The following is a 22,201-nucleotide window of genomic DNA, read 5'->3' as shown; positions in this document are numbered from 1 at the left end:
GGCTCCGGGCGGCGAGGTCAGGCGCGTTGGGGGTTGGCGACCGCGGTGGTCATGCAGTAACCGATCGGGCCCGCCGAGTCGTGCAGCGTGCAGTGCCCTACCGCCACGCCCTCCTCGCTGGTGTGGGCGCCGGACTCCAGGCCTATGACGTCACTGAGCGGCAGCCGGCTCAGGCACAGGGTGTAGTCGGCGTTGATGTACTGGAGACCCGCGTCGCCCGCATGGACGAGCGGACTCGCGGTGTCCGCGGCCAGTGCGGCCCGTACGAAGGGTGACAGCGGCTCGCCGGCCACCAGCTCGCGCGCCTCCCGAAACCATGCCCGGCGCTTGACGTCGCCGCGCCAGCCACCCTTCGCCGACTCGTTGTGCTCGTCGAACATCCAGGCCGTCCACGCCCCGTCGCGTGGCGTGAAGAGCTGTTCGGGGGGCGGAGCATCCCAGGGCGGCGTCGCGGGGACCCGGCCGGGCGGCTGCTCGCTGCGGCGCAGCAGGACGGCGCTCGCCCGCGCGACGACACCGTTCGCACCATGGACGGTCGCGTCGGCGACCCGGATCCGGCGTCCGTCGCGCACCCGGTGCGTCTCGACCCGCACGGGCGCCATCGGTGCGTTGCGGAACAGATCGACGGTAAGTCGCGTGAAGTGCAGCCCCTCCGCGGCGTGTTCCGCTTCCAGAGCCCTGGCCGCGAGGCCTCCGAGCAGCCGCCCGTGCATCATGCCTGGCGTCCACCAGCCGCGCGCGTGGACGGCGGGCACCAGCTCGCCGCCCACGCTCGTGAAGAACGCCTCCTCCTGCTCCGTCCCTGCCACGCGTGCTTCCCCTCTGTCGCCCTGACCGGGGTCAGGTGTCGATACTCGTGGAGCCGAGCCGGCGGATCAGGACGATCGCGGCTTCGGTGATCTTGTTGGCCTGGCGTTTCGACGAACTGGTGGCGATCTCGCGTCCCGCCTCGCCGATGATCGTGGTCAGTACGGCGACCGTGAGCCGCCCGATCGAGTCGATGCCGGCGCCGAGCAGCACCCCGTTCTGCCGGACCCACTCCCGGCTGCGCGTGCGTCTGACCAGTTCGAATCCCGGCGGAGCGTCACCGTCCATGAACAGCCGGGCCAGATCACGGCGCTCCCAGGAGCCCTCCAGGAAGGCGCGGGCACCGGCGATGAAGAGCTCAAGCGCGTCCTCGTCCCTGTCCTTGGCCTTGGCCCGCGCCGCGGCGACCGCGGTCACCGCGTTCTGCTCATGGGCGGCCTGGTGTTCCTCCCAGAGGGCGAGGAAGAGTTCGGTCTTGCCTCCGAAGTGGTGGTACAGACTGCCCACACTGGAGTCGGCACGCTCCACCACCGCCGCGACACTCGCCTCGGCGAAACCCTGTTCGCAGAACACCTCGCGGGCGGCGTTCAGCAGCACACGCCGCGTCTCCGCCGTGCGGCTCCACTGCCAGGCGTTTCCTCCGGACGCGGCGTTGCCGGCCTTTCGCGCCATGACGACCCTCCTCGCGTGCGGTCGACGGCCGTCGACACGGTCACCGTACCGAATCCAATCTTAGAATTCGGCACACTGCCGTGACGATGACGTTTCCCCGGCGCACCCGTCCTGTGTCACCGCATGCGGTCTGAGCTCCGTACATCCGGACCCTCTTGGTGGTGACAGGTGTCTTGACACGCCGCTCGGCCCGGGCACAGTCTGAACTGGTTCCTAGAGTTCCGTTCTAGAAAGGCGCGGCTGTCCCACCTCGCGCGCCCGAACAGGAAAGGACACCTCTCGATGGTCGATTTCTCCCTCAATGTCGAGGAACGTCAGATCCGGGACACCGTGCGCACATTCATCTCCAAGGAGGTGATGCCACTGGAGCAGGACGTACTGCGCAACGAACGAGCGGGCGCCCCGGCGATAACCCTCGATGTGCTCGACGAGCTCCGGACCAAGGCCCGCAAGGCCGGCTTCTGGGGGATGAACACGCCCGAGGAGTACGGCGGGATGAACCTGGGCGCCGTCATGTCCGCGATCCTCGCCATGGAGACCGGAAGGACGTTCGTCCCGTTCAGCTTCGGCGGCTCGGCGGACAACATCCTCTACAGCGCGAACGAAGAACAGAAGCAGCGCTATCTCGTCCCGACCATCGAGGGTGCGCGCCGCTCCTGCTTCGCCATCACCGAGCCGGGAGCCGGCTCGGACGCACGCAACATCCGCACCCGCGCCGTTCGTGACGGCGGCGACTGGGTGATCAACGGCGAGAAGACGTTCATCACCGGCGGCAACGAGGCCGACTTCGTGATGGTGTTCGCCGTCACCGACCCGGACGCAGGAGCGGACGGCGGGGTCACCTGCTTCCTCGTCGACCGGGACATGGGCTGGAAGTCCGAGCCGATCCAGACGATGGGCCAGTGGGGTCCTGCGGCGCTGGTGTTCGACGACGTACGCGTACCCGCCGAGAACGTACTCGGCGAGGTGGGCCAGGGATTCGCCCTCGCGCTGCGCTGGATCGGCCAGGGGCGCTACATGATCCCGGCCCGGGCGATCGGTTCCGCCGAGCGCATGCTGCAGATGGCCGTGGACTACGCCAAGATCCGGCACTCGATGGGTCACCCGATCGGCGACTACCAGGCGATCCAGTGGCAGATCGCCGACTCGCAGGTCGAGATCGAATCCACCAAGTGGCTCACTCTGTACGCCGCCTGGCGGGTCCAGCAGGGCATGGACGCCCGGCACGCCTCCTCCATCGCCAAGCTCAACGGAGCGCTGATGGCCAATCAGGTGGTGGACCGCGTCCTGCAGATCCACGGCGGCATGGGCTACACCAAGGAGCTGCCGATCGAGCGCTGGTACCGCGAGCTGCGGCTCCTGCGGATCTTCGAGGGCACCGACGAGATCCAGCGCCGCACCATCGCCCGCAACCTTCTGAAGGGCCACGTGCGGCTGGGCGGGATCGGCGAATGACCGGACGCAGGCGCGCCGCGATCGTCGGGGTGGCCGAGTCGGAGGTGGGCAGGACCCCGCACCTGACCGTGCTCTCGCAGCAGGCCAGGGCGAGCAAGGCGGCCCTGACCGAGGCCGGGCTCCGCCCCCAGGACGTGAACGCGCTCTTCGTGGCAGGGAACTGGTCTTGGGCGCCGGCGCTGACCCTGGCGGAATACCTGGGACTGCGACCGGACTACCTGGACGGCACCAACATCGGCGGGTCGTCGTTCGAGGCGCACCTCGGCCATGCGACCGCGGCCATCGAGGCCGGGCTGATCGACGTCGCGCTGATCACCTACGGCAGTACCCAGCGCAGCAACCGCTCCCGCAGTGTCCCCAGGCCGCCCGCGACACTGACCGAGCAGTTCGACCGGCCCTTCGGGCTTCCGCAACCGGTCGGCGCCTACGCGCTCGCCGCCAACCGCTACTTCCACCAGTACGGCGCCACAGGCGAGCAACTGGCCGAGGTAGCGGTCAGTGCCCGGCAGTGGGCAGCCCTCAATCCGGACGCCTACCACCGCGACCCGATCACGGTCGACGACGTGCTCGGCTCCCCGATGATCAGCGATCCGCTGCACCTGCTGGACTGCTGCCTGGTCACCGACGGCGGCGGCGCGGTGGTCGTGGCCGCGGAGGACCGCTGGCCCGACGTCGACACCCACCCGGTCGAGGTGCTCGGCCACGGCGAGACGACCACGCACAGCTCCATCGCCCAGATGCCCGACCTGACCGTCACCGGAGCGGCGCACTCCGGCCCGGCCGCGATGAAGATGGCCGGCATCACCCACGACGATCTCGACCTGCTGGAGATATACGACTCCTTCACCATCACCGTGCTGCTCACCCTCGAGTCCCTGGGGTTCTGCAAGCCGGGCGAGGCGGGGGAGTTCGTCGTCTCGGGCCGCACGGCCCCCGGGGGCGACATGCCGATGAACACGAACGGCGGCGGACTGTCATACACCCACCCCGGCATGTACGGAATCTTCCTGCTCATCGAGGCGACCCGGCAGCTGCGGCACGACTTCGCCTCCGACCCGCCGCGACAGGTCGACGGGGCACAACTGGCCCTGGTCCACGGCACCGGCGGGGTCCTCTCGTCCACGTCCACCGTTGTACTCGGAAGGAGTTGATCACCGTGGGGGACCTTGTGCCGGATGCGGAGACACAGCCGTTCTGGGACGGCATCTCCGCCGGTGAGCTGCGGCTCCAGCACTGCGAGGACTGCGACCGTGCCGTGTTCTACCCCCGGGCCCTGTGCCCGCACTGCTTCGGAGAGCGGCTGGACTGGGTCACCTCCCCGGGGACAGGCACCGTCTACTCGTACACCGTCGCGCACCGTGCCTTCAGCCCGTCCGCCGGCGATCCGCCGTACACCGTCGCGCTCATCGACCTCGACGAGGGCGTACGGATGATGTCGCGGATCGTGGGCGGCGCCCCGGTCCGGATCGGTGACAGGGTCGAGCTGGAGATCACCCGCCTGGGCGGCGAGGAGTCCCCCGCGCTGCCGTGCTTCCGAGTGAAGGAGAGCGCATGAGCGCGGCCACGACACCGATCCGCACCGAGGCGATGCACGCCCTCTTCGCACCCCGCTCCATCGCGCTGGTGGGTGCGACGGACAAATCGGGGTGGTCGCTGTCCACGTACGACAACCTGCGCACCAACGGCTTCCGCGGTCCCGTGCACCTCGTCAATCCCCGTACGGAGGTGGTGCACGGCCGGCGCGCCCACCGCAGCCTCACGGACATCGGTGAAGCGGTCGACATGGCCTACGTGATGGTCCCGACGCCCGCGGTGCTGCCGGTACTGCGAGAGGGCGCGGGTCTGGGAATCCGCAGCTACGTCGTGCTCACCGCGGGCTTCGGCGAAACCGGTCCGGAGGGCAGGCGTCTCGAGGAGGAGATCCTCGCCTTCGCACGCGAGAACCAGCTGACCGTGCTCGGCCCCAACGGCAACGGATACATCAACGCCACCGAGGGGACCACCCCGTACGGACTGCCGATCCCGCCACCGCTGATCAGCGGCCCCGTGGGCGTGGTTCTCCAGAGCGGGGCGCTGGCCAGCTCCATCCTGGCCTTCGCCCAGGCCCGCAATGTCGGTCTCAGCCTGCTCACCTCGATGGGCAACGAGACGATGGTCTCGGTCACCGACGTCATCGACTACCTCGTGGACGATCCCGCGACCCGGGTGATCGCGCTGTTCCTGGAGTCCGTACGCCGCCCCGAGGAGTTCGCCCGCGCCGCCTGCCGCGCCGCCCGGGCCGGCAAACCGATCGTGGCACTCAAGATCGGATCCAGCGCCCTGGCCTCGCACACCGCCCAAGCCCACACCGGAGCCCTCGTCGGAGACGACGCGGTCGTCGACGCGGCGTTCCGGAAGCTGGGGGTGGTACGCGTCCGCTCCCTGGAGGACCTGATCATCACGGCCGGGCTGCTGGCCCAGACCGGCCCGGTACGGGGACCACGGATCGCCGTGGTGACCCCTTCCGGCGGGGCCTGCGAGGTCATAGCCGACCGGGCCGAGCAGGAAGGACTGGAACTGCCTCCGTTCGCCCCGGAGACGGTGGCCCGGCTGAAGGAGATCCTGCCGGACTTCGCCACCGTCCAGAACCCGCTGGACGTCACCGGCTATGTGGTCGTGGACCGCACGCTCCTCAGCCGGGCCCTCGAGGTGGTGGCCGACGATCCGGGCGTCGACGCGGTCATGCTTTTGACCGACCTGCCACGGCTGCCACCCGCCGACCTGAACCTGACGCTGCAGCACTTCGCCGCGACCGCGCAGCGCATCCGCGACGCGCGACGGCCGGTGATCGTCGCAGGCAACGTGCTCACCGACATCACGGAGGTGGGCCGCCAGGTCCAGCGGGAGACGGGGTTCCCGTACGTGGTGGGCGGGATCGAGCACGCCATGACCGCGATCGGCGCGGCCGTCCGCTGGTCCCGCGCCCTGGGCGAGACCGACAGGACCGCCCCGGCCGAAAGGGGCGTGCCACCCGTCGTACGGGGCGAGACCACAGGGCTCTGGGCGGAGCACCGGGCGTCCCGGCTGCTCACGGACAACGGTGTCCCTGTCGTCCCTTCCGCCCTGGCCACCACCGAGGACGAAGCGGTCGCTGCGGCTGCCGCATTCGGGTATCCAGTGGTGCTGAAGGCCGTCGCCGATGGCCTCGGGCACAAGAGCGACATCGGTGGGGTGCGGCTCGGGCTGAACGGACCGCAGGCCGTGCGCGAGGCCCACGGCGAGGTGTCCGCCGCCCTGCGCGGCCGCGGACTGACCGGTGTCGGCACCCTCGTGCAGCCGCAGCGCAGAGGCGGAGTGGAACTGCTCGTCGGTGTGGTCCGCGATCCGGCATGGGGACTGACCATGGCCGTCGCTCTCGGCGGTATCTGGGTCGAGGTACTGCGCGACTCGGTGCTGCGGCTGCTACCGGTGGACACCGCCGGTATCCGCCGGGCCCTGGGCGAACTCCGTGGCGCCCGACTGCTGGAAGGGGCGCGCGGGACGGAGCCCGCAGACCTCGACAAGGTCGCCGAAGTGGTCGCCCGGATCGGGGAGCTCGCCGAAAGCCTCGGCCCGCGGCTGGAATCGCTGGAGGTCAACCCGCTCCTCGTCCGGGGAAGCGAGGTCGAGGCACTGGACGCACTGATCACCTGGAACTGAACCACCCTCGCGGCGCCACCCGAAGGCCGCCGCGGTCGCCTGCTGCGACCGCGGCGGCCTTCGGTCCCTCACGCCGGTCACGGCCGCTCGACGGGCGCCGCACATCGCTCGACGGACAGAGGCGGAACACGACTCGCAGAAAGGCCCGGGCAATGAGGCTCTCCTACGTACGCGAACTCGACGAGTACCCCACCGGCGGACGCCGGATACGCATCCTCAGCATGGCCGTGCTCGCCGTCCTGATCGGATCGTACGAGGGGCAGATCGCCCCCGTCGCCCCCCTGCTGCTCGAAGACCTGGACATGTCGCTGTCCACCTACGGCACCATCTCCGCGCTGGCCACCGTCGCCGGAGCCCTCGCCTCCATGGCCGGCGGCCGGCTCACCGACACCCTGGGCCGCGTACGCCTGCTCATCCCGCTCATGCTGCTCACCACCGTGTGCTGCGTGCTCATGACCACGGTGCACTCACCCACGCAACTGCTCCTTGCCCGGGTGGCGCTCTCGGTCATCGACGGCATGGCGCTCGCCGGCACCGCGCCGCTCGTACGCGACTTCTCACCACGCATGGGGCGCGCCCAGGCCTTCGGCTTCTGGACCTGGGGTCCGGTCGGCGCCAACTTCCTGGCCGCCGCGATCGCGAGTGCCACCCTGCCGCTCTTCCACGACTCGTGGCGCTCCCAGTTCGTCATCATGGCCGTGGTGTCGCTGGCCGCCTCCCTGGTGATCGCGTACAACATCGCCGACCTCTCTCCCGAACTGCGCGGACGCATCCAGCAGACGGAGGAGCGGGCGATCGTCACGGCCGGTCCCACCACGCCGCCCAGGGCTCGTGGCCTCCTCGCTCACCGCAACATGGTGGCGCACGTCGTCGGCATCGGGCTGTGGCTCGTGCTCTTCCTGACGCTCTCCCTGTACGGGCCGCTCATGCTGGGGGACTCGTTCGGCCTGAGCGCATCGACCGCGGCCGGGATCATGTCGGTCTTCTGGGTACTCAACCTGGTCACGGTCGTCGTGAGCGGCCGGATCTCCGACCGGCTGCAGCTGCGTAAACCCCTCTGTGTCGGCGGTACGCTCGCGGCGGTGGCGGCCACCGGCTACCTCGTGCACCTGATGGGGCGTCAAGATGTGTCGCACCCACACCTCATGATCACCGGCGCCCTGCTCGGCGGCGCGATGGGCGTGGCCTACGGTCCCTGGATGGCCAACTTCTCCGAGGACGCCGAGAACATCGACCCCCGTCTACAGGGCAGCGCCTGGGGCCTGTTCGGCTTCACGTCCAAGGCCGTGGCGGTGCTCGCGCTGTTCGCCGTGCCGCGTGTGGTCGAGCACGCGAGCTGGCACCTGTGGATGGTCATAGCGCTCGGCTGCATGGTCCTGTTCCTCCCGGCGACGCTCTTCTTCCACGGGCCGTGGCGACGCGCCGCCGTCGCGACGGCGAAGGCTCCTGAGCCGGTCACCCCGAGGGCGGCGGCGGACTGACACCGTCCGCTGCGGGGGACCTCCGCCCCGCCCGGCCGACAGCCTCGGCGAAATCCCCCGCCGCCCGCGGCCGGCCGAGCGAGGCGAGCACTGCCAGGGCGGAGATGACCGCCATCACGAGCAGGGCCAGCCGGTAGCCGGTGACCAGCTGGGCAAGTGCGTCCGGGGCCACGCGGGAGATCGTTCCGTCGAAGACGCGGTCGCGCAGCCCTGTCGGGAGAGCACTGGTGACGAGCGACATGGCCAGAGCCGTACTCACCACCACGCCCGTGTTCTGGATCATCAGGCGCATCGCGTTGACGATCCCGATCCGGTCGGGCGCGATTCCGTCCAGCATCGCCGTGGTGTTGGCAGGCATGAACATCCCCGAGCCCACCCCGACGAGCACCAGGCCGCAGGCGATCGGCGCGTAGGCCACGTCCACGGACATCTCCAGGAGGAGAACCAGCAGCCCCGCGGTGCCGACCGACGTGCTGAGCAGCACGATCGTGCGCGGTGCCAGCCTCGCGTGCAGCATTCCCGAGCACGCCGACGCGATCATCGCGGCGACCGGCAGCGGCAGGACCTTCAATCCGGCCGACACCGGGTCCTCCCCGTGCACCGCCTGGTAGAACAGCGCGATCAGCAGGACGACGGCCATCCGGGACACCGCGTTCAGGAACGACGTCAAAAGGCCCAGCGCGAACGGCACGTCCCGGAAGAGCCCGACGTCCACCACCGGGCGGGCGCTGCGCCGCTCCACCACGAGGAACACCGGCACCAGCAGCGCGAAGAGCGCCAGGCAGGCGACCACCACCGGATCACCCCAGCTCCGGTCACCGACCTCGGACAGGCCGATCAGCAGGCCTCCCAGGCCGACCAGAACGAGCAGATTTCCCGGCACATCGATTCCGCGGTCACCGCCCCGACCGGCGACCCTGCGCAACACCACGGCACCCCGGACCAGGCACACCAAGCCGATCGGCACGTTGTACCAGAACACCCACTCCCATCCGAAACGGTGCGTCAGGTACCCGCCCAGCGTCGGTCCGACCAGCTGCGCCACGGAGAACGACGCGATGTAGACCCCCATGCCACGCGCCATGTGCCGGGGCGGGAACGCGTCGGCCAGCAGCGCCGCACTGTTGGCCAGCAGCATCGCGCCCCCGGCGGCCTGGACCACCCGGAGGCCCACCAGGAACCACGCTCCCGGGGCGAAACCGAGGAGCAGGCTGGCCGCGGTGTACGTGGCCAGCCCGAGCAGATACATGGTGCGCCGCCCGAACATGTCTGCCAGCCGGCCGAACACGACCAGGAGCACCGTATTGGCCAGCATGTAGGACAACAGGATCCAGTTCGCGGCGGCGGCACCGGCGTCGAAGTGCCTCACCACGTCGGGGAGTGCGACGTTCAGCGAGCTGCTGCCGAGTGCGATGAGAATGCTCGCCATGCTGACAACAGACAACACGCGCCAGGCATAACGAAGTTGCTCTGCTTCCGCTGTTTCCCCGGTCCTGGACATGGAGCTCCCTACCGGTAGGCAGATATTGAATCAGGATACTAGAACCTGATTCGGTTGAGCCTGTTCCGCCTGGGGCCCCCGCGCTCCCGGCCGGCCCGGCCCGGGCAGTTCCCGGACCAGGCCCGACCCGGAAGGGCGTCGCCTTCGTCAGTCCCGCTCCTGCTTCCGCCCCGTGGAGGTCCGCGGGTGCGCGGTCATCAGCAGGGTGCTGGGCCGCACGGTGGCCCGGGCCACGGGCCGGACCGTCCGGTCCTGCGGGACCTCGAACCGCACTCGCCTGATGATCGTCGCGATGGCGGTGACCAGCTCGGTGAGGGCGAACCGGTCCCCGATGCACTTGTGCTTGCCGGCGCCGAAGGGGAGGAACGCCCCGGGCGTGAAAGCCTCGGCCTGCGCCTCTTCGAGCCAGCGGTCCGGAGCGAAGGTGAGCGGGTCGGGGAAGAGCGCGGGGTCGCGGTGCAAGGCGTGCTGGCAGTAGGCGAGTTCGGTGCCCGCGGGCACGGACCACGGTCCCAGTTGTGTCCGTGTGACGGTGCGACGGGTGACGAGCCATCCGGTGTGGTGCAACCGCAGAGTCTCCCGGATGACGCGGTCTAGGTAGGGCAGACGGGGAAGATCCTCGAACGCGACGGGCCGGCCGTCGAGAACGGTGTCGAGCTCGTCCAGGACCCTTCGTTCGACATCGGTGTCCCGGGCGATCTCGTAGAGCGCCCAGGACAGGACCGAGGCGGTGGTCTCTGTGCCCGCCACGGCCAGAGTGAGGATCTCCGAGCTGATCTGGTGCCCGGTCAGCGGAAGGCCGGTCTCCTCGTCCGTGGTGCGGAGCAGCAGGGACAGCATGTCACCGGTCTCCTGCCCCGATTCCTGGAGTTCGGCCACGGCATGGTCGATGGTGGCCCGAACCGCGTTCCGGGCGGCCGTGAACCGGCGGTTGAAGGGCAGGGGGAGTCTCTCCACCCAGTCGGGCAGCATGACGCGCGCCCCGACGCCGTTCATGACGACCGAGAGGTCCTTGCGCAGCTGACGGAACGTCGCGTCGTCCAGGCTGCCGGCGAAGACGGTCTTGGCGAGCATCTCAAGGGAGAGCTCGACCATGGCCTCGCGGACGTCGAGCTGCCTGCCAGGGACCCACGAGTCGACGGCTGCGGTCGTAGCGCCTCGCATGATGTCGACGTAACGGGCGATCTCCGGCCGGGCGAAGGCGGGTTGGAGCTGGCGTCGCCTGCGGACATGCTCCTGGCCCGCGGCGGTGACGACGGAGTCGCCCAGCAGCTGACCCATCTTCTCGAAGAAGCGTCCCTTGTCGAGACCGGGGCCGAGGTCGGTCAGCATGGTGCGGATGAGGTCGGGATCCTGGACGATCAGGGTGCGGGTGCCGGGCTGGAGAGTGATCTCGACCAGCGGGCCGTAATCGGCACGGAGTGAGGCGATGAAGCCGAGGTTGTCGCGTACGAGCTGTACCGCGTGACCCAGCAGCGGGACCGAGCCTGCTGCTCTGGGTATGGGGGGAGGCGCTACGAGCGTCACGAGAGCATGCCACCTTTCGAGCTGATCTTGGGCGTCATATGGCTTCCCTGATCGAACCTCGGGGCAATCCACCCGGTGACGTGGTATACGCCACGGAGAAGGACGTTTGGCGCATGCCGCCGAGGGACAGCACCCGGTGGGGCACGAGCGGTGCCCGACGTCGGGGCCGGGCCGGCATTCCGGGTGTTTCGCATCCGCCCCGCCGGTGGGGGCGGACACCCGGCGAGCGGCTGAACTCCACCCACGGTTCCACCCGTGGGTCCAGGTGCTACGAGCCCGGTCCCGGGATTCTTGAAGGCATGACAACGACCGAGTGGATCACCGACATCGTCCTCATCCTCGTCGTCTTCCGGCAGCTGCGGGAAGGCCGGCTCGACCTCAGGTCCTTCCTGATCCCACTGGCGATCGTGGCGTTCGTCGCCTACTCGTACCTGGACACCGTTCCCACCGGGGGCAACGACCTGGTGCTGATCGGGGCGCTGATGGCCGTGGGTGCTGCCCTCGGCACGGCCGGCGGCATCCACACCCGCCTCAGGACGGACGGCGAGCACATACTGATCAAGGCCGGAGCGGTATCGGCGATCCTCTGGGTCCTGGGCATGGGGGCGCGAATGGCCTTCCAGACGTGGGTCGAGCACGGCGGTGGCGCCGACGACGTCGGCCGATTCAGCGTCACCCACCACATCACCGGCGACCAGGCCTGGGTGGCGGCGTTCGTCCTGATGGCGCTCACCGAGGTGGTCACGCGCCTGGCCACGATCTTCGTACGGAGCCGGTCCCGGACGGTAACCCGCCCCGTGCCCACCCTCGAACGTACGGCCTGACCATGCGATATGTTCTGCCCGTGTCCGTAACCGAGAGCGTCCCGCCGCATGGAAAGGCCGCGGCGCAGGGGGCGGGTCCGCAGCAGGTCCCCGGGCGGGACCCGCGTGTGCAATGGGTGCTCACCCTTGCGGTCGTCGTGGCCGGAACCCTGACGATCCGGCCCATGGGCCTCAGCGGCCGAGGTCTGGCTGTCGCCGTCCTCTTCGTGATCAATTGTGCGGCGCTGCTGCCCCGGCGCCTGCCCGAGAACAAGGTCCCCAAGCACCTCGCTCTCGTATGGCTGACCCTCGGCATCGTCGCAGCGGCCGCCCTGATCGGTGTCAGCAGCAGCGGAACGAGCTACCTCTTCGCCTTCTTCCTCGCCGGCCACATCGGATACCGCCTCGAGACCAGGCCGGCCCTCGTCCTCGCGGGAATCTGCAGCCTGCTCTGCTGCGCCGTCCTCTACTTCGAACTCGGGCCCGGGTACCACGAGCTGCCCTGGGCCGTCGGTCTCGCCACAGGTGTCCCGGTCCTGGCCGGCATCGTCAACCGCAGTCAGCGCCAGGCCGTACTGGCCGCGATCGCGGCGGCCGAATCAGCCGAACGCGCCGCTCGCGCCGAGGCCCGGACCGCCGTGCTGACCGAGCGCAGCCGGATCGCCCGGGACGTGCACGACGTTCTGGCACACTCGCTGGCCGGGATCAACATGCAGTTGGAACTGGCCGACGCCTTGATCGACACCGGTGACCTCGACAGGGTCCGGGAGGCCAACGACAAGGCCCACAGCCTGGTCAGGAAGAGCCTCGAACAGGCGCAGTGGACCGTGCACGCCCTGCGCGAGGATTCGCTGCCGCTGCTGGAGACTCTGACCGCGCTGCTCGAGTCGTCGGGCCACCGTGACGTCCTCAACGTCACCGGGACCGTCCGTGAGGTGCCCGTCCAGGTGACCCAGAATCTGTTGCGGATCGCGCAGGAGGCGCTGACCAACGCCGCTCGGCACGCCCCCGGGGCAGATGTCGGCATGACGCTGACGTTCGAGGCTGCGTCGACCACACTGAGGATCCGCAACGGCCCCGCCACCCGTGCGGTGAACGCGGGTATCGGCAGCGGGATGGGGCTGATCGGAATGCGTGAACGGGTCGCGCTGCTGGGCGGAAGCGTCAGGGCGCGCCCGGTCACCGAGGGACCGGCCGAGGGCGGCTGGCAGGTGGAGGCAGTGATCCCGGGATGAGTGAACCGACCGAGAAGTCCCAGCCGTTGAGGGTGGTCGTGGCCGACGATCAGGCGGCCGTCCGGGAACCGCTTGCCGCGGTGCTCGGGCTGTCAGACGACATCGAGGTCGTCGCGGCCGCAGCGGACGGCAGCGAGGTGCTGACGGCGGTCGCCGCCGGGCCGGTGGACGTGGTGCTGATGGACCTGAGAATGCCCGTGATGGACGGGATCGAGACAACCCGTCGGCTGGGCGAGGAGTACCCGCACGTGGCGGTGGTCGTGCTGACCACCTTCGCCGACGACGACTCGATCCTGGGCGCGCTGAGCGCCGGGGCCCGCGGCTACCTGACCAAGAACGCGGGACGCCAGGACATCACCCGGGCTATCAGGGCAGCCGCCGCCGGTCAGTCCGTGCTCGACCGCGAGGTCCAGGACCGGTTGCTCGCCACCCTCAGGACCAGGACGCCTGTGGTGGGACAGTCCCTGCCCGGCACCCTCACACCCCGTGAACGAGAGGTACTCGCTCTGATCGGCCAGGGCCTGCCCAACCGGGGGATCGCCGAGAAGCTCTTCATCAGTGAGGCCACGGTCAAGACCCACATCAACAACCTGTTCGCCAAAGCGGGAATCCGCGACCGGGCCGACGCCGTCCGTCGCGCCATCGAGTCAGGGCTGACCTGACCCGGCTGAGGCACCCGGAGACGGAGGGGCGGGGCGGCTCACGGCCTCCGGCGGAGGCCCAGCATCATGTCGAGGGACAGCGAACCGTCCGCGCCGGCAAAGGAACCGACCGGCCGGAAGCCGTTCTTCTCGTCATAGCGAATGGCGGGAGCGTTGTCGGCGAGGACGCCTCCTCGCGTGGGTAGACCCGCGCGCGACGGGGACGTCGACCGCATGCCCGGGCAGGACGGCAACACCGGTCAACTGGGTGCAGCGCTGCGAGCCGGGCCCCCCGATGCCCGGCCGTGGGCGCACTCGGGTGGAGGGTTGCGTGTGGTTGCGATCACTCGGTCGAGCCGGTCACGCGCAGCAAGGAGTTCAGTGACGCGCACGCTGATTCGTGCGCGTTCGCTCTCCAGTTGGCCCAGCAGCCCCGGCTCCACCGTGCCGGAGTACACGCTGCGCAGCACCTCCCGTACAGATCTGCTCGGCAGCCCGGCGGCGAACAGCTGCTGGATCAGCTGCACCCGGTCGACGGCAGAGTCCGGATACTGGCGCTGCCCGCCGGAGCTGCGGTCGGCCTGCAGCAGGTCCTGCTCCTCGTAGTAGCGCAGAGCTCTCACGCTCACCCCGGCCTGGCGAGCCACCTCACCGATCCGCACGCGCCCTCTTCTCTCCCGGCAGAAACCTCGACTTGCACCTCACGTTGACGTCAGGTTTTAGCTTAGTCGACGTCAAGGCATACCAAGCCATCCGAACAAACAAGGCAGGTCATCATGCGCGCAGCCCGCTACCACGAGTACGGCGGTACGGAGACCCTTGTCGTCGAGCAGGCCCCGGACCCGCTGCCGGGGCCCGGAGAGATCCGCGTCCGTGTCGCGGCGGCCAGCGTCAATCCCGTCGACTGGAAGGTGCGTAACGGATCAGTGCGCGACTTCTTCCCGGTCGATCTGCCGGCCATCCCAGGACGAGACGTGGTAGGTCTGGTGGACATGATCGGCGAGGGGGCCACCTCGGTGGACATCGGGGACCGCGTCTTCGGTCTGGGCGGAGTGACGGGCGCGACGGCCGAGCTGGCGGTGCTCTCGGCCTGGGCTCCTGCCCCCGCTGCCTGGAGCGACGAGGAGGCGGCCGGGGCTGGCCTGGCGTCCGTGACGGCACTGGGCGGGCTGAAAGCGCTCGGCGGTCAGCTGGAGGGTCACACCCTGCTGATCGAGGGGGCCGGCGGAGGAGTCGGCGGCGCGGCGGTCGAGATCGCTCGCGCTATGGGGGCCACCGTGATCGGGACGGCCAGTGAGCGCAACCATGCGTATCTCGCGTCCCTGGGCGCCATTCCCGTCGCCTACGGCGTAGGCCTGGCGGAACGCCTCACCCGCCTGGCCCCGAACGGGGTCGACCTCGTTTTCGATGCCGCCGCTTCCGGCTCCCTTGCCGATCTCGTCGAGATCGCTGGCGACCCGGACCGCGTGGTGACGGTCGCCGACCACGTGAACGCACTGCGTCTGGGCGTCCGGGTGGCCAACGCGGTCAACGATTCCACGCTCCTGGCCGAAGCGGGCGCCCTCGGCGAGCAGGGTCGCTACGTGCCGCGCATCGATCAGACCTACCCGCTGGAAGAGATCGCGCAGGCGCACGCCCACTCCGAACGCGGGCACGTGCGGGGGAAGATTGTGGTCATTGTCTGACCTTCGGCAGCAGACCACCGGCGGCCGGCTCGTGACCAACTGCTGCCTACGACGATGCGGTTGTGAGCTATGGCCTTGCTGAGGGGGACGGCGACCGTCCACTCGACAACCACCAAGCGGGTTCGACCTACGACGAGCTCTACGAGGGCTACCTGGAGTCGGACGAATCACGCCAGCGACCCCCTCGTCTCGGCGTCCGATCAGGCAACAACGGCTCTATCCGCCCCCACCGCGCGTCAGCCAACGGCGCGGTCAGACCAACGATCCGATGATCGGAAACAAACGCCCTAGGTGCCTTCCCTGTCAGTCCTGACTCGATCACCCCGGTCGGGCGCTCGGCCGGAGGCGGCCGCCTTGCGGCTGCGGAACGCCGCCACGCGCGTACGGTTCTGGCAGGTCACCGAACAGAACCGGCGCCGCCCGCCGGGGGACTGATCGATGTAGACGTCGGCGCAGCGGGCCCCTGTGCAGATCCCGATGCGCGCGAAGCCGTGGTCCGCGAGGTGCTCGCGCAGGTCGATCCCCGCCGCCCCGGCGAGGGCCTGATCCGTGTCCTCCAAGCACCAGGCGGCCCGAAGTGTGCCGTCGGCCGCAACGTCTACGACGGGGTGGATGCCGATGTCGGACAACAGGCGCGTCAGGCTGTGTGCGCACGTCTCGCTGTCCGGGGAGGAGAAGACCTCGTGGAGGCGGTCCGCCGCGTCGGCCAATGCCTGTGAAGTGAGCCCGCCGCTCACGCGGGCTCGCCGTCCTGCTGCGCTCCATACCTGCGGTACTCGTGCTGGTGCAGCTGGCCGGTGGGCTCCATCTCGGCTGGCTCGCGGTGACCGCGGCCCGCTCCGCCAGGAAGGCACCGCCCCCCGAGACGCCGGACGAACGTCGGGTCCTGCGGCAGGCTGTCCTGACCAATCTGCTCAACCCGAAGACCGTGCTGTTCTTCGCCGCGTTCCTGCCGCGGTTCACCAGTGCGGAACACGGCCCGCTATGGGTCCAGTTGCTCACTCTCGGGGCGATCTTCCTGCTGGCGGGGCTCGCTTGGGACAGCGCGACCGGCCTGTGCGCCGGCCGACTGGGCCGGGGACTGGTGCGCGGCCGCCGCACGGCTGTAACGGTGGACATGGTCGCCGGGGTCACCTTGGGCGCCCTCGCGGCGATCCTGCTGAAGGACGCGCTGACCGCCCTCGTCCCATGACGACGGCGGCGGTCAGCCGCCTCCAGCCACAGGGCCGGGCAGTCGGGCTGATCTGCTCCGCCGGGGCGGAGCAGCGCGGGACCGGTATTCGGGCTCCCACGGGACAGCGGGTTCGTTCCTCCGGTCGGCGCTCGCCAGGCGGTCAGGCGAATCCGACCGCCAGGGTTGCCACGACCGGCGCGAGATACAGAACAGGGAAGGCGACCGTCTTGAACGAGCGAGCACGCAGGACCGTGATGACCGCCCCGACGAAGTACACGACCAGGCCGACCGCCGCTGTCACGCCGACAACCGGTACGACGAGCCCTGCCAGCAGGCCGACCGCACCGAGGAGCTTGGCGACAGCCAGCGGGCGCCACCACGCGCGCGGAACCCCGTAGGACACCAGGGGGTCGACCACGAACGGGGCCCGCCGCAGCAGGGAGACCCCCGAGAAGGCCACCCAGACAGCAGTCAGCACGGTGACGACAACGGCGAGAGACACAGTGATGCTCCTTGGCTCACGAGGACGGAGGCCAACTGCCCCCGCAGGAACCGAGCTTGCACCCGCACCGTACGAGCATCAACGGCGACTTCCGTGGTGATCCATAATCTGTACATTATGGATCGCGGACCCGGCGTTCGGCGGGGTGAAGGCAAGGGGTGGGAGATGGAGCTGCGTGACATCGAGATCTTTCTGACGCTCGCCGAGGAACTGCACTTCAGCCGGACCGCCGAGCGCCTGCATGTTTCCCAGGCCCGAGTGAGCCAGGCCATCAAGATGCAGGAGCGACGCCTCGGCGGGGCTCTGTTCGAGCGAACCAGCCGAACTGTCCGGCTCACTCCACTTGGTGAGCGGCTGGCGGAGGCGTTGCGCAGCGGATACGACAGCATTCAACAGGCCCTGGCCGAAGCCACAGCAGCCGCCAACCGGTTGTCGGGCGCACTGATTCTCGGCGTCATGGGAGCCCTAGGTCACGAACTACGCGCCATGGCCGCGGAGTTCACCGAACAGCATCCGGAATGCAGCGTGCAGTTCCGCGAGATTCACTTCAGCGATCCCCTGACCCCCTTGCGAAGCGGCGACGCCGACATGTTGCTCGTGTGGCTCCCGGTCGCGGAGCCGGATCTGACCGTGGGACCCGTGCTGTTGACCGAGGGCCGAGTCCTGTCCATCGCCAAGGGGCACGAACTTGCCGGTCGCACGGACGTGAGTATCGAAGTCCTCGCCGAGTACCCGGTGCTGAATCCGAGCTTCGGTCTTCCGGAACCCTGGGGCGCCGCCATGCTGCCCGCCCGCACCCCGAGCGGCCTGCCCGTCCTCGCATCCGGGCCCTCGGTGACAACATTTCACGAGGCACTCACCCAGGTAGCCGCTGGTGCCGGGGTCGCTCCGCTCAACGCACATGTACTGCGCTACTACACCCACCCCGGAGTCCTGTTCATCCCCCTCCCGGACGCCCCGCCCACCGAGTGGGCACTGGTGTGGCGCACCGCCGCCGAAACGGCACCGATCCGGGCCTTCGCCGAATTTGCTCAGACCATCGGCCCCAGAGCCCTGCACTAAGCCGTACTCAGACCGGAGCACCGTCCACCGCCTCGGCCGGCAAGCCGGCATCGAAGAGGCGACCTTTAATCCTGCTAAACCTGGCCTTACACATCGGGCGTTGTTCGAGGGGATGTCGACTGTCAGCCTAATGACATGCCTCGCATCCCTCTTCCCAGGAGTACTTCATGCCCGTTTCTGAACAGGTGAGCTGGGCCGGTGATGCCGGCAAGCTCGCCGGCCGTCTCTTTCTGCCGGACGTCGACGAATCCGCTCCGGTGTCGGGCGTCGTCATCGCCGGGACCTGGACATCCGTCAAGGAGCAGATGGCCGACCGGTACGCCGAGGAGCTGGCCCGACGCGGCTTCGCCGCCCTGTCCTTCGACTCCACCGGATACGGCGAGTCGGACGGCGACCCGCGCGACTACGAGTCGCCGACGCTCAAAGTCAGCGACCTGCGTATGGCAGCCGACTTCCTGGCCGCCCGCCCGGAGGTGGGTGACGGAGAACTGGGTGTGCTGGGCATCTGCGCCGGAGCGATGTACGCGAGTGCCTTCGCCGCCGAGGACTCCCGCGTGCGGTCGCTCGCGTTGGTGGCGCCCTGGCTGCACGACCGGCGCATCTGCGAGGAGAACTACGGCGGCCCGGAGGGCATCTCGGCGAAGAAGGCCGCGGCGCTCGAGGCCCGGCGCCAGTACGAGGAGACAGGCCAAGTCGTCTATGTGCCGGTGGTCAGCGGCAGCGACCCCGAGGCAGCAATGCCCTTCGACATCGACTTCTATCTCAACCCGCGGCGCGGCGGGATTCGGCAGTGGCCCAATCGGTACGCCGTCATGGCCTGGTCCGAGTGGCTGGACTTCGACGCCGTGGCGCTCGCGCCACGCGTGACGGCCCCGACGCTGCTGGTGCACAGCGAGGACGCCGCGATCCCGGACGGCGCCCGACGCTTTCACGCCGGACTGGCCGGGCCCTCGGAATTCCTGTGGACCCAGGGCGGCCAGTTCGACTTCTACGACCAGCCGCTGCAGGTCGGCTACGCCGCTGACGCGACGGCCGAACACTTCGCCCGCACGCTGTGAACGCCCCAGATGCCGCCCCCAGCCCTGACAGGAGGTCACCTGCCATGTCCGAGTCCGTAGTCCAGACCAAGTACGCGGTCGCCGAGACCTGCACCCGGATGGCCGTGTACGCGGATCAACGTGAATGGGAGCTGCTCCGCGGTCTGTTCGCCGACAAGGTGCTGCTCGACTACACGAGTCTGGCCGGCGGTGAGCCGGCTCAACTCACTCCGCAGGAGATTGTCGCTGCCTGGGCCTCGACGCTCAGCGGCTACGACGCCACCCAGCACCTGATCGCCAATCAGCTCGTCCACATCGACGGCGACCGCGCGCTGTGCACCGCCTCCTTCCAGGCCACACACCGCCTGGCCGACGCCCACGGATCGCCGCTGTGGACGCTCGGTGGCTCATACCGGTGGGAGCTGGCCCGTAGCGGCGACCGGTGGCTCATCGACACCGTCGTGATGACCGCGGTCTGGGGCGACGGCAACAGAGATCTGTCCGTCCGGGCGGCGGGTCGGTGATGACCACGTCCGCTGCTGGGCCGTCCGCGACCGAGTCGCCGTCCGCTGTCCTGGGCACGGGGCCCGTGGTGCTCGGTGCCGCGATGCTGGGCTTCTTCCTGATCTCCCTGGACGCGTTGATCGTTACCGTCGCGCTGCCCGACATGGGCCGCAGTCTCGGCGGCGGCATGTCGGGCCTGCAGTGGGTGGTGGACGGCTACACGCTGATGTTCGCGGCCCTGATGCTCTCCGCGGGCTCGCTGTCCGACCGGATCGGGGCACGCCGCGCGTTCGGTGGCGGGCTGCTGCTGTTCGCGGTCGCTTCGGCGGCCTGCGGGTTCGCGCCCGGGCTCGGTGTGCTGGTGGCCGCTCGGCTGGTGCAGGGGGCCGCGGCGGCGGTGATGCTGCCGGCCTCCCTGGCGCTGGTGCGACAGGGCTTTCCCGATCAGGCCGAGCGGGCACGGGCGATCGCCGTCTGGACCGTGGGCGGCGCGGTCGCGGTGGCGGCAGGGCCGGTGGTCGGCGGGGCTCTGACCGCCTCAGCCGGATGGCGGTGGATCTTCTTCGTCAATCTGCCCGCCGGTCTGCTGGCGCTGGCGCTGCTCGCCCGGGTCCCTGTCTCGACTCGGCTGCCGGCGCGGCTTGACGGAGTCGGGCAGGTGACGGCGGTGCTGGCGCTGGGCGGGCTGACGTACGGCGTGATCGAGGGGGGCGCCGAGGGCTTCGGCCATCCGCTCGTGGTGGCATCGCTGCTGGTGGCCGTGGCGGCGGCAGCCGCCTTCCTCCTCGCGCAGGCCAGGGGTGCGCATCCGATGCTGCCGCTGCCGCTCTTCCGTACGCGGGTGGTGGCGGTCTCCTTGGGCGTGGGCTTCATGCTCAACGCGGCCTACTACGGCGGCGTGTTCGTCTTCAGCCTGTACCTGCAGCAGGAGCGGGGGCAATCGGCGCTACAGGCGGGTGTCCTGTTCATCCCGATGACCGCGCTGGTCGCGGTGGTGAACCTGGCCTCGGCGCGGCTGGCGGCACGGTTCGGGCCACGCGTACCGATGGTCGCCGGGCAACTGGTCGGGACGGTCGGGCTGTTGACACTGCTGACGGTCGGCGGCCACACCGGTATGTGGGTGGTGGCGGCGCTGATGGTGCCGGTCGGGCTCGGCGGCGCGCTGGCGGTGCCGGCGCTGACCGCGATGCTCCTCGACGTCGTGCCGCCAGATCGAGCAGGCACCGCGGGCGCGGTGCTCAACACCGCCCGACAGGTCGGCGGGGCCATCGCGGTCGCCGTGTACGGCGCACTGCTGACGGGCGCGCATACGTTCCTGGCCGGGATGCGCTGGAGCGTACTGCTCGCTGCGGCCGGGCTCGCGGCGACGGCGGCCGCGACGTTGACGCTGCCGCGCGGCGGGCACGGGGCCGCCGGAACGTGAGGTGGGGCGGTCGCTCCGAAGGCGGCCCGGCCAGTGGCGAGCGGTGGGAGCGGGATGTCAGGACGGCGGACCCAAGGGCTGCGGAGCGAGCTCGACGACGGTCTGTACGAAAGCCCGCAGCCCGGGCGCCATACCCCCGTCGCGCCACATCAACGCGTAGTCGATGGGCGGTGCATCACTGAGAGGGACGTACACGATGTCGGGCCGGCCGTGGTACTGCTCCGCTCTGAGGCTGGCTATCGTAGCGCCCCGGCCGGCGCCGACCAGGGAGAGCACGCCCTCCCAGTCGGCTGCGGCCGGGCCGTGCTCGATACACCGGCCCTGGGGTGTGCGGCGCGGGAAGTGCGCCTCGCGCCACGCCTGGGACACACCGGTTGCCGTGATCAGCGGCAGATGGGCGAAGTCCTCAAGCGACACCGTCTCCCGTGCGGCGAGAGAGTGAGAGGCGGGCACCAGGAGGGCGCGGGGCTCACTGAACACCACCGGGCCCACCGTGACGCCCGGCCCCTCGACCGGCGGTTCCGCGATCACCAGGTCGACTTCCTTCTCCCGCAGAGCGTCGAATACGGCGTTGTACGTCGCGCCCTGCAGCTCCACGGCACAGCGCGGATAGCGGCGCGAGAAGGCATCCGCAGCCTGCACGAGGAGCCTCCCGGACCACGGGGCGGTGAAGCCGACGCGCAAGGCACCGCTGACCTCCTCGCTCGCTGCCATCGCATGGGCTATGGCCTGCTGCATCCGCCGGTACGCGGGCGCCAGGTCGGCACAGAGCTGCCGTCCGACCGGTGTCAGGGCGACATGACGGCTGCTGCGCTCGAACAACGCGCCGCCGATGCGCCGCTCCAGCGCCTTGATCGTCTGGCTGACCCGGCCGGGCGAGATGCGCAGACGCTGAGCCGTCCGCGCGAAGTGCAACTCCTCGGCCAGAGCCAGGAAGATCTCGATCTCGTGCCGCTCCACCGCCCTCCCTCCCCACCAGTGCCGGAATGTGCCCTCCGCCGCCCAGCCGTCGAC

At 69.7% G+C, this 22,201-nt stretch carries 22 protein-coding genes; 14 read left to right on the top strand and 8 right to left on the bottom strand.

Going from position 1 to position 22,201, the window contains the following annotated elements; genetic code table 11:
- Positions 1 to 17: 17 nt before the first annotated feature.
- Together ACIQM3_RS07830 and ACIQM3_RS07825 are read right to left on the bottom strand one after the other, a co-directional pair.
- Entirely contained in the window at positions 18 to 809 is a 792-nt protein-coding gene (locus ACIQM3_RS07830) for a thioesterase family protein (protein WP_401620327.1), read from the bottom strand.
- 31 nt (positions 810 to 840) lie between these two features.
- A complete protein-coding gene (locus ACIQM3_RS07825; protein ID WP_401620324.1) occupies positions 841 to 1,479 on the bottom strand; it encodes a TetR/AcrR family transcriptional regulator in 639 nt (212 codons plus the stop codon).
- Positions 1,480 to 1,761: 282 nt separating this feature from the next.
- Between ACIQM3_RS07825 and ACIQM3_RS07820 the strand changes: the two genes are divergently transcribed.
- The 5 genes from ACIQM3_RS07820 (at position 1,762) to ACIQM3_RS07800 (ending at position 8,093) form a co-directional block, all read left to right on the top strand.
- On the top strand, positions 1,762 to 2,934 hold the full coding sequence (locus ACIQM3_RS07820) for an acyl-CoA dehydrogenase family protein (protein ID WP_401620321.1): 1,173 nt from the start codon (positions 1,762 to 1,764) through the stop codon (positions 2,932 to 2,934).
- A complete protein-coding gene (locus ACIQM3_RS07815) occupies positions 2,931 to 4,085 on the top strand; it encodes an acetyl-CoA acetyltransferase (RefSeq protein ID WP_401620318.1) in 1,155 nt (384 codons plus the stop codon). The genes ACIQM3_RS07820 and ACIQM3_RS07815 overlap by 4 nt, the downstream gene beginning before the upstream one ends.
- Before the next feature lie 5 nt (positions 4,086 to 4,090).
- Positions 4,091 to 4,489 carry a Zn-ribbon domain-containing OB-fold protein gene (locus ACIQM3_RS07810; RefSeq protein ID WP_401620315.1) on the top strand — a complete coding sequence of 133 codons (399 nt, stop codon included), beginning with the start codon at positions 4,091 to 4,093 and terminating at the stop codon, positions 4,487 to 4,489.
- Entirely contained in the window at positions 4,486 to 6,612 is a 2,127-nt protein-coding gene (locus ACIQM3_RS07805) for an acetate--CoA ligase family protein (RefSeq protein WP_401620312.1), read from the top strand. The genes ACIQM3_RS07810 and ACIQM3_RS07805 overlap by 4 nt, the downstream gene beginning before the upstream one ends.
- A 152-nt stretch (positions 6,613 to 6,764) precedes the next feature.
- A complete protein-coding gene (locus ACIQM3_RS07800) occupies positions 6,765 to 8,093 on the top strand; it encodes an MFS transporter (RefSeq protein ID WP_401620309.1) in 1,329 nt (442 codons plus the stop codon).
- Here ACIQM3_RS07800 and ACIQM3_RS07795 read toward each other — a convergent pair.
- Both ACIQM3_RS07795 and ACIQM3_RS07790 read right to left on the bottom strand, forming a co-directional pair.
- On the bottom strand, positions 8,068 to 9,594 hold the full coding sequence (locus tag ACIQM3_RS07795) for an MFS transporter (protein ID WP_401620306.1): 1,527 nt from the start codon (positions 9,592 to 9,594) through the stop codon (positions 8,068 to 8,070). The two genes, ACIQM3_RS07800 and ACIQM3_RS07795, sit on opposite strands and share 26 nt — an antisense overlap.
- 147 nt (positions 9,595 to 9,741) lie before the next feature.
- Positions 9,742 to 11,121, bottom strand: a complete 1,380-nt coding sequence (locus ACIQM3_RS07790; protein ID WP_401620304.1) for a cytochrome P450 — start codon at positions 11,119 to 11,121, stop codon at positions 9,742 to 9,744.
- Positions 11,122 to 11,420: 299 nt separating this feature from the next.
- On the opposite strand from ACIQM3_RS07790, the gene ACIQM3_RS07785 reads away from it, so the two are divergent.
- Genes ACIQM3_RS07785 through ACIQM3_RS07775 form a run of 3 tightly spaced genes read left to right on the top strand, consistent with a single transcriptional unit; the run spans position 11,421 to position 13,821 of the window.
- Positions 11,421 to 11,945, top strand: coding sequence for a hypothetical protein (locus ACIQM3_RS07785; RefSeq protein ID WP_401620302.1), 525 nt, complete (start codon positions 11,421 to 11,423; stop codon positions 11,943 to 11,945).
- Positions 11,946 to 11,947: 2 nt separating this feature from the next.
- Positions 11,948 to 13,159: a sensor histidine kinase gene (locus ACIQM3_RS07780; RefSeq protein ID WP_401620299.1), complete on the top strand. Its 1,212-nt coding sequence runs from the start codon at positions 11,948 to 11,950 to the stop codon at positions 13,157 to 13,159.
- Complete coding sequence (locus ACIQM3_RS07775; protein WP_401620297.1) at positions 13,156 to 13,821, top strand: response regulator; 666 nt, start codon at positions 13,156 to 13,158, stop codon at positions 13,819 to 13,821. The genes ACIQM3_RS07780 and ACIQM3_RS07775 overlap by 4 nt, the downstream gene beginning before the upstream one ends.
- 239 nt (positions 13,822 to 14,060) lie before the next feature.
- On the opposite strand, the gene ACIQM3_RS07770 is transcribed toward ACIQM3_RS07775, so the two are convergent.
- On the bottom strand, positions 14,061 to 14,462 hold the full coding sequence (locus ACIQM3_RS07770) for a MerR family transcriptional regulator (protein WP_401620294.1): 402 nt from the start codon (positions 14,460 to 14,462) through the stop codon (positions 14,061 to 14,063).
- Between the two features lie 114 nt (positions 14,463 to 14,576).
- On the opposite strand from ACIQM3_RS07770, the gene ACIQM3_RS07765 reads away from it, so the two are divergent.
- Entirely contained in the window at positions 14,577 to 15,485 is a 909-nt protein-coding gene (locus tag ACIQM3_RS07765; RefSeq protein ID WP_401620291.1) for an NADP-dependent oxidoreductase, read from the top strand.
- Positions 15,486 to 15,772: 287 nt separating this feature from the next.
- Here ACIQM3_RS07765 and ACIQM3_RS07760 read toward each other — a convergent pair whose 3' ends face one another.
- Positions 15,773 to 16,222 (bottom strand): CGNR zinc finger domain-containing protein, encoded by a 450-nt coding sequence (locus tag ACIQM3_RS07760; RefSeq protein WP_401620288.1) that lies wholly within the window; start codon positions 16,220 to 16,222, stop codon positions 15,773 to 15,775.
- 14 nt (positions 16,223 to 16,236) lie between these two features.
- On the opposite strand from ACIQM3_RS07760, the gene ACIQM3_RS07755 reads away from it, so the two are divergent.
- On the top strand, positions 16,237 to 16,677 hold the full coding sequence (locus tag ACIQM3_RS07755) for a LysE family translocator (RefSeq protein ID WP_401622332.1): 441 nt from the start codon (positions 16,237 to 16,239) through the stop codon (positions 16,675 to 16,677).
- Positions 16,678 to 16,819: 142 nt separating this feature from the next.
- Here the strand turns inward: ACIQM3_RS07755 and ACIQM3_RS07750 are convergent, their stop codons facing one another.
- A complete protein-coding gene (locus ACIQM3_RS07750; protein ID WP_401620285.1) occupies positions 16,820 to 17,161 on the bottom strand; it encodes a DoxX family protein in 342 nt (113 codons plus the stop codon).
- Between the two features lie 165 nt (positions 17,162 to 17,326).
- On the opposite strand from ACIQM3_RS07750, the gene ACIQM3_RS07745 reads away from it, so the two are divergent.
- The 4 genes from ACIQM3_RS07745 (at position 17,327) to ACIQM3_RS07730 (ending at position 21,187) form a co-directional block, all read left to right on the top strand.
- Positions 17,327 to 18,223, top strand: coding sequence for a LysR family transcriptional regulator (locus tag ACIQM3_RS07745; RefSeq protein WP_401620282.1), 897 nt, complete (start codon positions 17,327 to 17,329; stop codon positions 18,221 to 18,223).
- A 167-nt stretch (positions 18,224 to 18,390) separates the two neighbouring features.
- The gene (locus ACIQM3_RS07740; protein ID WP_401620279.1) at positions 18,391 to 19,281 is read left to right on the top strand and encodes an alpha/beta hydrolase; all 891 of its coding nucleotides are present in this window, start codon (positions 18,391 to 18,393) and stop codon (positions 19,279 to 19,281) included.
- Between the two features lie 44 nt (positions 19,282 to 19,325).
- Complete coding sequence (locus tag ACIQM3_RS07735; protein WP_401620276.1) at positions 19,326 to 19,784, top strand: nuclear transport factor 2 family protein; 459 nt, start codon at positions 19,326 to 19,328, stop codon at positions 19,782 to 19,784.
- A gap of 65 nt (positions 19,785 to 19,849) precedes the next feature.
- A complete protein-coding gene (locus ACIQM3_RS07730; protein WP_401620273.1) occupies positions 19,850 to 21,187 on the top strand; it encodes an MFS transporter in 1,338 nt (445 codons plus the stop codon).
- Between the two features lie 57 nt (positions 21,188 to 21,244).
- Here ACIQM3_RS07730 and ACIQM3_RS07725 read toward each other — a convergent pair whose 3' ends face one another.
- A complete protein-coding gene (locus tag ACIQM3_RS07725; RefSeq protein ID WP_401620270.1) occupies positions 21,245 to 22,147 on the bottom strand; it encodes a LysR family transcriptional regulator in 903 nt (300 codons plus the stop codon).
- Positions 22,148 to 22,201: the final 54 nt, after the last annotated feature.

The organism is Streptomyces sp. NPDC091271, from assembly GCF_044757505.1.
Classification (GTDB): domain Bacteria; phylum Actinomycetota; class Actinomycetes; order Streptomycetales; family Streptomycetaceae; genus Streptomyces.
The sequence above is the reverse complement of the archived record's forward strand: the minus strand, read 5'-3'. Positions and strand labels throughout refer to the sequence as shown.

What these genes read in the sequence shown, in the direction of transcription:
- ACIQM3_RS07825 (WP_401620324.1), bottom strand. Translation starts at nt 1,479, where the DNA reads ATGGCGCGAAAGGCCGGCAACGCCGCGTCCGGAGGAAACGCCTGGCAG.
- ACIQM3_RS07820 (WP_401620321.1), top strand. Translation starts at nt 1,762, where the DNA reads ATGGTCGATTTCTCCCTCAATGTCGAGGAACGTCAGATCCGGGACACC.
- ACIQM3_RS07815 (WP_401620318.1), top strand. Translation starts at nt 2,931, where the DNA reads ATGACCGGACGCAGGCGCGCCGCGATCGTCGGGGTGGCCGAGTCGGAG.
- ACIQM3_RS07805 (WP_401620312.1), top strand. Translation starts at nt 4,486, where the DNA reads ATGAGCGCGGCCACGACACCGATCCGCACCGAGGCGATGCACGCCCTC.
- ACIQM3_RS07800 (WP_401620309.1), top strand. Translation starts at nt 6,765, where the DNA reads ATGAGGCTCTCCTACGTACGCGAACTCGACGAGTACCCCACCGGCGGA.
- ACIQM3_RS07795 (WP_401620306.1), bottom strand. Translation starts at nt 9,594, where the DNA reads ATGTCCAGGACCGGGGAAACAGCGGAAGCAGAGCAACTTCGTTATGCC.
- ACIQM3_RS07785 (WP_401620302.1), top strand. Translation starts at nt 11,421, where the DNA reads ATGACAACGACCGAGTGGATCACCGACATCGTCCTCATCCTCGTCGTC.
- ACIQM3_RS07780 (WP_401620299.1), top strand. Translation starts at nt 11,948, where the DNA reads ATGCGATATGTTCTGCCCGTGTCCGTAACCGAGAGCGTCCCGCCGCAT.
- ACIQM3_RS07775 (WP_401620297.1), top strand. Translation starts at nt 13,156, where the DNA reads ATGAGTGAACCGACCGAGAAGTCCCAGCCGTTGAGGGTGGTCGTGGCC.
- ACIQM3_RS07765 (WP_401620291.1), top strand. Translation starts at nt 14,577, where the DNA reads ATGCGCGCAGCCCGCTACCACGAGTACGGCGGTACGGAGACCCTTGTC.
- ACIQM3_RS07745 (WP_401620282.1), top strand. Translation starts at nt 17,327, where the DNA reads ATGGAGCTGCGTGACATCGAGATCTTTCTGACGCTCGCCGAGGAACTG.
- ACIQM3_RS07740 (WP_401620279.1), top strand. Translation starts at nt 18,391, where the DNA reads ATGCCCGTTTCTGAACAGGTGAGCTGGGCCGGTGATGCCGGCAAGCTC.
- ACIQM3_RS07735 (WP_401620276.1), top strand. Translation starts at nt 19,326, where the DNA reads ATGTCCGAGTCCGTAGTCCAGACCAAGTACGCGGTCGCCGAGACCTGC.